The 11,747-nt window shown below is 63.4% G+C and carries 9 protein-coding genes and 2 tRNA genes; 3 read left to right on the top strand and 8 right to left on the bottom strand.

The window, feature by feature from the left end; genetic code table 11:
• Window positions 1-15 precede the first annotated feature (15 nt).
• From E4M07_RS23475 to hemH, 4 genes are all read right to left on the bottom strand, one after another.
• Window positions 16-1,437, bottom strand: a complete 1,422-nt coding sequence (locus E4M07_RS23475; RefSeq protein ID WP_169054364.1) for an outer membrane beta-barrel protein — start codon at window positions 1,435-1,437, stop codon at window positions 16-18.
• 164 nt (window positions 1,438-1,601) lie between these two features.
• Window positions 1,602-2,057: an NfeD family protein gene (locus tag E4M07_RS23480; RefSeq protein ID WP_136660856.1), complete on the bottom strand. Its 456-nt coding sequence runs from the start codon at window positions 2,055-2,057 to the stop codon at window positions 1,602-1,604.
• The gene (locus E4M07_RS23485; RefSeq protein WP_136660857.1) at window positions 2,054-3,049 is read right to left on the bottom strand and encodes an SPFH domain-containing protein; all 996 of its coding nucleotides are present in this window, start codon (window positions 3,047-3,049) and stop codon (window positions 2,054-2,056) included. The genes E4M07_RS23480 and E4M07_RS23485 overlap by 4 nt, the downstream gene beginning before the upstream one ends.
• A 146-nt stretch (window positions 3,050-3,195) precedes the next feature.
• The gene (gene hemH / locus E4M07_RS23490) at window positions 3,196-4,254 is read right to left on the bottom strand and encodes a ferrochelatase (protein WP_136660858.1); all 1,059 of its coding nucleotides are present in this window, start codon (window positions 4,252-4,254) and stop codon (window positions 3,196-3,198) included.
• A 314-nt stretch (window positions 4,255-4,568) separates the two neighbouring features.
• Here hemH and E4M07_RS23495 point away from each other — a divergent pair.
• The 3 genes from E4M07_RS23495 (at window position 4,569) to E4M07_RS23505 (ending at window position 6,296) form a co-directional block, all read left to right on the top strand.
• A tRNA-Arg gene (locus E4M07_RS23495) sits at window positions 4,569-4,642 on the top strand.
• 5 nt (window positions 4,643-4,647) lie between these two features.
• Window positions 4,648-4,705: transfer RNA gene (locus tag E4M07_RS23500), tRNA-Thr, on the top strand.
• A 448-nt stretch (window positions 4,706-5,153) separates the two neighbouring features.
• Window positions 5,154-6,296, top strand: a complete 1,143-nt coding sequence (locus E4M07_RS23505; RefSeq protein ID WP_136660859.1) for a slipin family protein — start codon at window positions 5,154-5,156, stop codon at window positions 6,294-6,296.
• A gap of 41 nt (window positions 6,297-6,337) precedes the next feature.
• Here E4M07_RS23505 and E4M07_RS23510 read toward each other — a convergent pair whose 3' ends face one another.
• The 4 genes from E4M07_RS23510 to E4M07_RS23525 form a co-directional block, all read right to left on the bottom strand.
• Window positions 6,338-8,197 carry a 5'-nucleotidase C-terminal domain-containing protein gene (locus tag E4M07_RS23510; RefSeq protein WP_136660860.1) on the bottom strand — a complete coding sequence of 620 codons (1,860 nt, stop codon included), beginning with the start codon at window positions 8,195-8,197 and terminating at the stop codon, window positions 6,338-6,340.
• Between the two features lie 168 nt (window positions 8,198-8,365).
• Window positions 8,366-9,619, bottom strand: coding sequence for an AMP-binding protein (locus tag E4M07_RS23515; protein ID WP_136660861.1), 1,254 nt, complete (start codon window positions 9,617-9,619; stop codon window positions 8,366-8,368).
• A gap of 95 nt (window positions 9,620-9,714) precedes the next feature.
• Window positions 9,715-10,077, bottom strand: coding sequence for a hypothetical protein (locus E4M07_RS23520; protein ID WP_136660862.1), 363 nt, complete (start codon window positions 10,075-10,077; stop codon window positions 9,715-9,717).
• Window positions 10,078-10,226: 149 nt separating this feature from the next.
• Complete coding sequence (locus E4M07_RS23525) at window positions 10,227-11,672, bottom strand: homospermidine synthase (RefSeq protein ID WP_136660863.1); 1,446 nt, start codon at window positions 11,670-11,672, stop codon at window positions 10,227-10,229.
• Window positions 11,673-11,747 lie beyond the last annotated feature (75 nt).

Here is an 11,747-nt window from a genome sequence, read left to right on the forward strand (position 1 = left end):
CCGGCCGCGTTCCTGCTATCGCTGCATCTTGACGCCGACACCGACGAACAGATCGTCTTCCTCGGTGCCGCCATCGTTGAACCTGCGCTCATATGTGACGCCGCCGTCAACGGCGAAGTAGCGGTTGAGCCACCAGGTCAAGCCGGCGCCGGCGCCGACCACCGTCTGGTTCGGTGTCGGGCCCACATAGTCGCGCCAGCCGACAACGCCGCTGACGCTCGCCTGAACATCGGTGCGCATGCGGTGGGTGATCTCGCCGGTCGCCGCATAGTAGACCGAGCCGGATTCATTGGCCGTCGTCGAATCTTCGAGGGACGTGGAAAGACCCATCAGGACATTGGTACCGCGGCGCGGCGACCAGGTCGCGAATCCGTCGATGGTGAACGCCTTGATCGGCTCGAGCCGGCTGTCGTCGATGTCGCGCTGCGCATAGCCGACCGAAACCTCGCCGGTGAGCTTCTCGCCGAAATCGGTCGCGACACCGGCGCGCAGTCCGTAGGTGCTCGATGAGCGGGCGAATCCCGAGGAATCGAGCGTGTCATCATAGATGATCTGGCCGAAATCGCCCTCGACAAAGGGGCGGTAGGCCGATCCGGTTTCCAGTCCGGCGCGCAGGGTGACGGTGTAGTTGTTCTCGTTTCGGTCGGACAGCGAAAGGAGGGTGCCGTTCGACAACTCGGCGCTTCCAAAGGTCGTGCGGCCGCCGTCGACCGTTGCCGTGCCGCGCCACGAGCCGAACAGATGCGTGAGCGAGGCCGAGGCGTCGAATGTATGGACCTCGGCCTGGGCTATGGCGTTGTTGATGGCGTTGGCGTCGGTCTGGTTCTCGCGGCCGAACTGGTAGTCGAAACTGAGATCGGCCGTCGTCGTCGAGGAGATGTCGAGCCTGAGATCCGCATTGACCGAGGTCTGCGGGTCTTCCGCTCCGTCGCCGCTGATCGTCTTGTCGATGACCTGTTCGGCGCCGATGACCAGCTGGTGCCGCGACCAGTCCGACTCGATGTCCGTGTCGAGCACGGTCCGGCTGTAGGTCCTGGAAGTGGTCTCGGTTCCGTCGTTATCGTGCTCGTAGGCGATCTGCTGCGTCACCGACGGGCGCATCACGAATGTGCCGACGCGAATGCCGACCGGTTCGAAGGGATCCGGATCGTCGCGCCTGTTCTCCTGGACGGCGACGGGCTGTGAGCGCGGGTTCGTTGTGTCGGCGCTCTGTACGGGCTCGATGGGCTCGAGGATGAGGGGCGGCTCGGCCACCGGCTCATCCTCGACCGGGTCCTCGCCGATGCGTTCCGCCGCGCGCAGAAGCCGGCGCCGCTCGGCGGCGCTGAGCCCGCCGTCATCGGTGATGCCGCGCAATAGAAGGTCTTCGTTGCTGAGCGCCTGCGCGCGGGTCTCGCCGGGGGCGGAAAGGCATGCGACGGCCGCAAGAATCAGCAACCCCGCCCGCGGCGGGGATGCGGCAAACCCAGTACTTTCGAAAACGCGCTTGCTCGACGCCATGGACGGGTGGCCTGAACCGGTTTGAAATCTTGTCAAACCGTAAAGCGTCGTGGTTAAGGCTTCCTTTACAGCGCAGCCGGCAGACGGGCCCGAAACCCTTTCTATTCGGCCTCGACGCGCAATTCCCGGCCGGCGCTCTCAACGACCCGCACACGGGCGCCGACGGGCAGGTCCGGGCCGCTCACCACCCAGGTGGTGTCGTCGATGCGAATGCGGCCGCGGCCTTCGCTGATCGGCTCGGACAGGGTCGCGGTGCGGCCGACCAGGCTGGCGCCGCGTTTGTTGAGCAGCGGCTCGTCCGACTTGCCGCTGCGGGCCATGATGCGGCGTCCGACAATCGCCGCGGCAACGGCCAGAACCGCGAAGACGAGGATCTGCACCTGCCAGACCCAGAAGGGATCGGACCAGAAGAACAGCGACAGGACGCCGACGATGATGGCGGCGATGCCGATCCAGATCAGGAACACGCCCGGCATCAGGATCTCGGCGGCCAGGAGGACCAGGCCGAGGACCCACCAGCTCCAGGGGCCGAGTTCGACGACGATACGCTCGATCATGTCTCGTCATCCCGCAAGCCGGCCGACGGCACCGAGCCCCGGCGCGGCGTGCCGCCTGCAGCCGGTTGTCCGCCTTCGCCGAAGACTTCCTTGGCGATGGCGCCGATGCCGCCGAGCGAGCCGATCAGCGACGAGGCCTCCATCGGCATCAGCACGATTTTCTGGTTCCTGGCGGTGCCGATCGACTGGATCGCCTCGGTGTATTTCTGGGCGACGAAGTAGTTGATCGCCTGCACGTCGCCGACAGCGATCGCTTCCGACACGACCTTGGTTGCCATCGCCTCGGCCTGGGCCAGCCTTTCGCGGGCCTCGGCCTCCCGGAAGGCGGCCTCGCGCGTGCCCTCGGCCTCGAGGATGGCCGCCTGCTTGGACCCTTCCGCGCGCAGGATCTGGGCGTTTCGCGAGCCTTCCGCCTCCAGCACCTCGGCGCGCTTGTCGCGCTCGGCCTTCATCTGCCGGGCCATCGCGTCGACAAGGTCGTTCGGCGGATTGATGTCCTTGATCTCGACGCGGGTGATCTTGATGCCCCAGGGGCTGGCCGCCTCGTCGACGACGCGCAGCAGCCGGTCGTTGATAGCGTCACGGTTGGACAGGAGCTCGTCGAGGTCCATCGATCCCATCACCGAACGGATGTTCGTCATGGTCAGGTTCAAGAGGGCGGTTTCCAGGTTGTTGACCTGGTAGGCCGCCTGCGGCGCGTTGAGGACCTGGTAGAAGGCAACGGCGTCGGCGGCGACGGAGGCGTTGTCCTTGGTGATGACCTCCTGGGTCGGAACGTCCAGAACCTGCTCCATCATGTTCATGCGGGCGCCGATGCGGTCGACAAACGGAATGATGAGGTTGAGACCGGGTTCGAGTGTCTTCGTATAGCGGCCGAACCGCTCGACCGTGTAGTTGAATCCCTGAGCGACCGTCTTGATCCCGGCAAACAGGATCAGGACGACAAGAACAACAAATACAAGAACCGCAATGTCGAAACCGCTGAAAGGCATGAATTGTCTCCCGCTATCGGGCCGGTTGGTAAGCAGCCGAATCAGTCGGCATGCTTGCGACCCCCTCAGTTAAGATGGGTGTAAGCCGGAAAAGTTGCAAACATGTCCCGGTTTTGCGTGTGGAAGGCGGCCAAGCGCCAGCGCACTCAGAGCCAGCCCTGCAGCTCGCGACGCACGACCGTTTCGATCACCGCCATGCCGGCGGGGCTGTCGTTGAGGCAGGGGATGTGGGTGAAATGCTCACCGCCGTTCTCGTGGAAGATCTCGCCGGCCTCGCCGGCTATTTCTTCAAGCGTTTCGAGGCAGTCGGATACAAATCCCGGATTGATGACGGCAATGCGCCTGACCCCGTCCTTCGCCAGTTTACCGACGGTTTCGTCCGTATAGGGCTGCAGCCATTCCTCGGGTCCAAAGCGGGACTGGAAGGTGGTCATCAGCTTGCTGTCGTCCCAGCCGAGCCGCTCGCGCACCAGGCGCGACGTCTTCATGCAGTGGCAATGATAGGGATCGCCGTTCTTGAAATAGGATTGTGGTATGCCGTGGAAGGACGCGAGGACGACCTCCGGTTCCCAGTCGAGCGTCGAAAGGTGTCCGGTGATCGAAGCGGCAATCGCCTCGATATAGGCCGGATCGTCGTGATAGGGCGGCACGGTGCGCAGCGCCGGCTGCCAGCGCATCGCCATCAGCGTCTCGAACGCCTTGTCGTTGACCGTCGCCGTGGTGCTCGCGGCGTATTGCGGGTAGAGCGGAAACAAGAGGATGCGTTCGCACCCGGCGTCTTTCAGGGCGTTCAGCCGGTCGGGAATCGACGGTTGCCCGTAACGCATCGCCCAGTCGACCATGATGTCCGGATGTGCCCTGAACGCCTCGGCAAGCCTGTCGGATTGGTCGCGCGTGTAGGTGCGCAGGTAACTCTCGTCCAGTTCCTTGTTCCAGATGCTCTCATAGGCCTTGCCGACCTTGCCGGGGCGGGTGTTGAGGACGATGCCGAAGAGGATCGGGTACCACAGCGCGCGCGGCCACTCGATGACCCGCTTGTCGGTCAGGAACTCGCGCAGGTAACGGCGCATCGACGTGTAGTCGGTACCGTCGGGCGTTCCGAGATTGACGAGCAGCACACCGACCTTGCCGAAGGCGACATCCGGATGGCCGGAGGGCAGCGGCGAGGCCACGGATTTCAGATCGGTGCTGTCGGCGTGCTTCATTGTTCTTTCCGCTTCATGTCCGTTCGGAACATATGCGGCAGCGGGGTTTTTTCAAGCGGAGCCGTGCAATTGGCGAATGTATCTCAACAGGGTTGGCCCGTTATGCCTGTTGCGTAACTGCAACAGTCGCCTTTGTAACCCAATCGGGCTGATGAAAGTTCCATGGAGGCTGTTGCCATGGGATGCGGCTCGCAGTAGAAGCCGCGTCCCGGTTACAAACCGATGCGAGTGCAGCGGATGGAGTTCCGGATGCTCCTCCGGCGCGGGTCGCCCTGCGTTCCCCGTGTACACGCACCGTAGCGGCGATCGGGGACGCGCACATAGCTCAGAGGATAGAGCGCCGGTCCGCGACACCGGAGGCCGCGGGTTCGACTCCCGCTATGCGACACATGTAGCTCAACTGGTAGAGCACCAGACCTGTAATCTGGAGGTTGAGGGTTCGAGTCCCTCCTCACTTAAGGTGTGAGAGCCTTAGACAATAAGGGTTTTGGAGCCGGCCTGGGCGGTCGGTCGAGGCAAGCGCGGCGGCACGCCGCCGCGCCGGCCGGAACCGGCAGCGCCCCTTGTGGACGGCCTGCAACGGATGAAGGCAAAGGCGGGCCCGGGCCCGGTGGCATGCGGCGGCATGCTGCCTCGCTCCGGCTCCCCGATGCCCGCTCTCCGTCGCACGCCGCCGGCCAGGGTTGGCCGGCTCCGGAACTCATGGGCCAAGCGGCGCCTGGAGCGTATCGAGGCCGAGGAAATTTCTATCGGACGAATCCGCGTCCCCCCGCCACCACCCCGGGGGGAGCAGGCCGGCTCGTCTGTCTGAAGTCAGGGTGGAGTGGCCCGAAGCGGCGAAACAGAAAAGGACGTAACAGCGCATGACGTAGCGATGTTGACGACGAATGGAGAATCTCATGTGGAAGACAATAGACAAGGCGTTCGGCTTCGAGCGTGTACTGATCAGGGAAAACGAGCGTGCCGTTGCGCTCTACAAGGGTCGTTTCATGGGAATTCTAACCCCGGGCGAGCACTGGCTGCGCAATCAGCGCGACATGCTGCAGGTCGAGATCCACGATCTCAACAGCCCGGAATTCGTATCGTCCTTCGACCGGGCGCTGTTCCGTGAAGTGCCCGATGAGGCAGCACGGCACCTGACCGAAGTGCGCACAAGCCGCGGCGAGGTCGCGATCGTGTACAGGGACGGCCGTCTGTTCGGCATACTGAAGCCGGAAGCTAGGACCGTGTTCTGGACCGCTGCCGGACCCTGGAACGTCGAGCGGATCGATATTTCGGAATCGCTGGAAGTTCCGGCAGACCTGGCAAATCGCCTTATGCGTGCTTCGAAGACCGAGCGTGTAACGCAGTTCGAAGTCTTTGAAGGACAGACCGGGCTGCTCTACGTCAACGGTGAATTCGCCCGCGCGCTTGGTCCCGGATCGCACATGTTCTGGGATGCCGGCCGCAAGGTTACAGTCAAGCTGGTCGACATGCGCAGGCAGTCCCTCGACGTGAACGGACAGGAAGTCCTGACCAAGGATCGTATGACGATCCGTATCAACGTTGCCGCCGAATACCGGGTCGTTGACCCGGTTAAGGCGGCCTCGGAGGTCAAGGACTTTTCCGAAACGCTCTACAGGGCGCTGCAGTACGCCTTTCGTAAGACACTGGGCGTCAAGACGCTCGACCAGATCCTTGAGAACAAGGTCACGGTCGACGCCGAAGTGGCTGCGAAAGTCCGGTCTGAAATGGCCGAGATCGGCATCGAGGTCGGGGAAATTGCCCTCAAGGACGTCATCCTGCCGGGTGACATGAGGGAAATCCTCAACCAGGTCGTTGCCGCGCAGAAGGAAGCGGAAGCCAATGTGATCCGCAGGCGTGAGGAAACGAACGCCACGCGTTCTCTGCTCAACACCGCCAAGGTCATGGCCGAGAACCCGGTCATGCTGAGGCTGAAGGAGCTGGAGGCTCTGGAGCAGATTGCCGGCAAGGTCGAGCGCCTGACGGTTCACAACGGGACCGGCGGCCTGATGAACGACCTCGTCAAGCTGCGCGATTGAAGCAAGACGGAACGCCGCCCGGACGGGCGGCGTTTCTTTTGTCAGTTCTGTTTGGCCGGGATGTTGAGCTGCTGGCCGACGTCGAGCTTGTGCGGGTCCTGATCCGGATTGGCCTCGGCAATGTCGCCCCATTTGAAGGGGTCGCCGAGATATTTCTCGGCCAGTTTCCAGAGATTGTCGCCTTCCTCGACCACATGCTTGCCGGTTTCGCTCGCGGTGGTCTGCACGGCCTTGATCTCTTGCGTAACCGTGTCGTCGGCCTTTGCTTCGCTGCCGCTTTCCTTCGCCATGTCCTCCTTCGGCGTCACCTCGGTGATGCGGTCGCCGACATAGGGCTGGTAGGGCGATTTCTGCGTCAGATAAGCGGACACCACCTCTTCGAGGCCGGGGCCGTAATCATAGGCGTCCTTGCCGTTCGTTGCGAAGACCTTGTAGCCGTCACCGCCGGCGCGCATGAAGTTATTGGACACGACGCCATAGGTGGCGTTGAGGTCGATCGGCTTGTACTGGCCGTTGTCCTCGACCATGACGTTCGAGGTGCGGCTGCCGGGCGGCAGCGACAGGTCGAAACTGTATTTGAGGCCGGCCACCTGCGGAAAGCGTCCGGCGCCCTCTTCCACCTGGCTGACACCGTTTTCGAGCGCGGCGACGACATCCGAGCCGATCAGCTTGAAGGTCGACAGCGTGTTCTGGAACGGCAGGACGGTCAGTACCTCGCCGGTGGTGATGTAGCCGGCGTCGATCGATGCGCGCAGACCGCCGCCGTTCTGGATGGCAATCGAGATGCCCTGGCCGGAGACGCGGTCGAGCATGGCGTCGGTCACCAGGTTGCCCATCTCGCATTCGCGCGCGCGGCAGCTCGCCCGGTTGCCGTCGATCGGTGCGGCGGCGGTGCCGATGACCTGTTTCAGTTCCTCCTCGATCGGTTTCGCGAGCTCGGCAATGCGGGCGACCATCGCCTCGTCCGGCTTGATGCTGGCATCGAGCAGGATCGGATCGCCCGTGGCGCTCTTGATGTTGCCGTCGTCGCCGAAGACGATTTTCACCTCGCCGAGATATTTCGAATAGGCATAGGCCGACACCACCGCCACCTGTTTGCCGGACGGGCCGGTCAGCATCATCGGGTAGGGGCCGTGCGCCTTGTCGCTGGCGTTCGACAGGAGCGTGTTGGAGTGGCCGCCGACGACGAGGTCGATGCCGTCGACCTGCGTCGCGATCTTCTTGTCCTCCTCGATGCCGACATGGGTGAGCGCGATCACCTTGGTGGCGCCGGCTGCGCGGACCGCCTTGACCGCGTCATTGAGGTAAAGCACCGGGTCCATGAAGAGCACCGCTTCGCTGGGTGACGACAGTTCGACCGTGTCGGCGGTGACGGCGCCGACAATGCCGACCTTCTCGTCGCCGAAATCCTTGATGACGTATTCCACCATCTTGCCGGCCAGCGGGCTGTTGGCGCCGATCAGCGCGTTGCCGTAGATGGTCGGGAAGTTGGTGTTGTCGAGGAATGTCGCCAGCACGGCGTCGCCGTCGTCGAACTCGTGGTTTCCGATCACATTGGCGTCGAGGCCGAGAAGATCGAGGAACTCTGCCTCGGCCTTGCCCTTGTAGACCGTATAGAACACGGAACCCTGGAAGTTGTCGCCGGCCGACAGAACCAGGACATTGTCGAGCGCCTTGCGGCGCTCGTCGATCGCCGTCTTCAGCCGGGCGACGCCGCCGAAGCACTTGCCCTCGGTCTCGTCGTCGGCCGAGCAGCTCGAATCGTATTTGTTGATCGGCTGGATCCGGCTGTGAAGATCATTGAAGTGCAGCACGTTCAGCTCGAAATCGGCCAGCGCCACGGCGGTCGAGGCGGCCAGCGCGGCGAGGGCGATCGTCAATCGTTGTAGGAATTTAGACATATTGAGCTCCTTGACTGATGCGGCAGGCGCCCGCCCGCTGGGCAGGCGGCTCATCGTTGCGTTGCTCTCAGATATTGCGAAGGCATCGGTGCCGCATGGCTGCGACGGTCCGCGCCGATGGCCCATCGTTCCACCAATCGGATCGCGCTGCAACCCGTTTTTTGCGGATTACGCGTCGTAGTTGCGCTCGTCCGAAATCACCTTGCCGTCATTGGGCAGGCTGCCGATCTCCGCAATCACCACCTCGCCCTTCAGCTTGGTGATGTCGGCCAGGGTGGCGGCGAGGGCACGCGGGTCGGGCGCGGCGCCGGCGGCGGGTTCGACATGCAGGATCATGGCGTCCTGGTCGCCGTCGCGGGCAACGATGAGACGCGCCCGGGCGACGTCGTCGTGGCGCCGCACCAGGGCGGCGATCTGCTTCGGATCGACAAACATGCCCTTGACCTTGGTACGCTGGTCGGCGCGACCCATCCAGCCCTTGATGCGGATGCCGGTGCGCCCGCAGGGCGAACGGCCTTCGAGCACAGCCGTCATGTCGCCGGTTCCGAAACGGATCAGCGGATAGGCCGGATTGAGCGATGTGACGACAATCTCGCCAACCTCGCCTTCATCGACCGGATCGCCCGTTCCGGGGCGGACGATCTCGACGATCATGTTCTCATTGAGGATCATGCCGGGATGCGGGTTTCCGTCCTCGTCGGCGCTCTCATAGGCGATGATGCCGACATCGGCGGTCGCGTAGGACTGCATCACCTGGACGCCGCGCTCGCGGTACTCCTCGCGCAATGACGGGAACAAAGCTCCGCCTGAAACCATGGCCCGCTTGATCGACGAGATATCGCAGCCAGCTTCCTTGGCCTTGTCGAGCAGGACCTTGAGATAGTCGGGCGTTCCCGTATAGGCGGTCGGCCTCAGCGCCGATGCGGCCTCGATCTGGGCCTCGGTGTTGCCGACACCGGCCGGAAAGACCAGGCAGCCGAGCGCCCGTGCACCCTCATCGAGCACGAAAGCGCCGGGGGTCATATGGTAGGAAAACGTGTTGTGGATGATGTCGCCGGAGCGGATGCCGGCGGCGAACAGGCCGCGCGCCGACTGCCACGGATCGGCACCGAATCCCTGCGGCTCCCAGACCGGACCCGGCGACATGAAGACATGATTGCCGATCAGGGCATCAGGATCGGCGAGACCGCCGAAGGGCGGATTGGCGGCCTGCAATTCCATCAGTTCGGGTTTGCGCAGAACCGGCAGCGTGGCCAGTGCCGCGCGGTTGGTGATGGTTTTCGGGTCGATATCCCCGAGCCATGCGCGCAGCCCCTCGGCCTTGCTCATAGCCTCGGAGAGGAACTCCGGCAAAGCCTCGAACAGTTGCTCTTCCCGCTGCTGCGGATCGCGTGTTTCCAGATTGTCAAAATAAGCGGTCACGACACACTCTTTCCTACGTTACATCAAACAGCCGAAGCTGCGGCAGGCCCCGCCGGACCCTGCCACGGCACCGGATATCGAACCGGATCCGATGATTATCCCAACCGGCGTGTCAACGAGAACTGGTCGCCGCTGCTCGACGTGCAGTTCAGCCGCGTCGGCGATACCAACGAGCAATTGACCCGGGCATTCGTGTTGCGCACCAGCGATCGGATATCGACCTGCACCAGCCGGGCGTTGATATAGGTGTATTTGCCTGTGGCCAGCAGCGTGTTCGTGTCGGTTGTTCTCGTCTCAAACCGTCCCGCGGAGAAGCTCGACTGGATGCCGTTGGGGTCCAGCCAGAATCCTTCGATCGAATTCGGATCGCCTCCGTATCCGGGCCCGTAACCCGACTGGCAGGCCGCCAGTCCTGCCGCCATGGCCGCTATTGCCGCGAGCCTGATCCATTGCCGCATATTCGCCTCCGCGTTGCTGGTTTGGACCGGTGGCGGGAACGCCGGTTCGGACATATCCCCTCGTGTCCGATCCAAGTCGGTAACACTGATACCACCGGCCAGCCTATTCCTGCAACATGAAGGAATTGGGACGAAATTCCCGACGGGTGTTAATGCACGAGCACGTTGCGGAACTGCCACGGATCGGATTCGTCGAGATCCTCCGGAAACAGACCGGGACGGTCGGTCAGCGGCGTCCAGTCCGTATAATGGCCCTCGACAGGGCCGAGATAGGGCAGCTGGACCTCGAGGCAGCGGCGGAAATCCATCTCGTCGGTCTCGACGATGCCGGCATTCGGGTTCTCCAGGGCCCAGACCATGCCGGCGAGCACCGCCGACGTGACCTGCAGGCCGGTGGCGTTCTGATAGGGTGCCAGCTCCCGGGTCTCCTCGACCGACAGGCGCGAACCGTACCAGTAGGCGTTCTTGCTGTGGCCGTAGAGCAGAACGCCGAGCTCGTCGATCCCGTCCAACAGCTCGTGCTCGTCCAGCACGTGCAGTTCCGGCTGCTGCTTGCCGCCGTTGCCGAACATCTCGTGCAGCGACAGCACGGCGTCATTGGCCGGATGATAGGCATAATGGCAGGTCGGCCGGAACGCGACGTTGCCGTCGGCGTCCCTCAGCGTGAAGAAATCGGCGATGGAAACGGACTCGTTGTGGGTGACCAGGAAGCCGTATTGCGGACCCGGTGTCGGGCACCATGTGCGCACGCGCGTGTTGGCGCCGGGCTGATCCAGATAGATCGCCGACTGGCAGCCTTGCGGGTGGCCGTGGGCGTTGCCGGGCTTCCATTTCTCGTGGGTGCCCCAACCGAGTTCAGACGGCTGCAGGCCTTCGGAGATGAAGCCTTCGGCCGACCAGGTGTTCCAGAAGACGTCGAGCGGCTTCGGCTTTTTGGCGCGCTGCGTGTCGCGTTCGGCGATGTGCACGCCCTTGACGCCGACCTTGTGCATCAGCGCGGCCCAGCCCTGGCGGTCTTCCTGGGCGGGAACCTCGAAATCCATCCCCATGTCGGAGGCGAGGTTGACGAGCGCCTGCTTGACGAACCAGGACACCATGCCCGGATTGGCGCCGCAGCAGGACACCGCCGTGGTGCCACCGGGATTGGCCAGTTTTTCCCGGCGCACCGTCTCGCGCAGCGCGTAATTGGTGCGCGCGGCGTTATCGAGCGTGTCGTCGAAGTAGAATCCCAGCCACGGCTCGACCACGGTGTCGATATAGGGAACGCCTATCTCGCGGCAGAACTTCATCAGATCGAGCGACGAGGTGTCGACCGACAGGTTGACGCAAAAGCCCTGGCCCTCGCCCTCTGTCAACAACCGGCCGAGTAGATCGCGATAATTGCCCGGTGTCAGGGCCTCCTGCACGAAACGAACCCCGTGCTCGCGCAGCAGAGCCGCGTCGTCGTCGCGCGGATCGACCACCACCATGCGGCTCCTGTCATAGTCGAAATGGCGCTCGATCAGCGGCAGCGTCCCGCGCCCGATGGAGCCGAAGCCGATCATGACGATCGGGCCGTCGATTTTGCCGTATACGGGATAGTCGGCATCCGCCATTTTTGCTTCCTTTCGAGAATATTGTTGCTGCGCCCGGAATTTGCCGACGCTCTAAGCACAAACGTGCCGGCGATG

The organism is Nitratireductor sp. XY-223, assembly GCF_004959855.1.
Classification (GTDB): Bacteria; Pseudomonadota; Alphaproteobacteria; order Rhizobiales; family Rhizobiaceae; genus Hoeflea_A.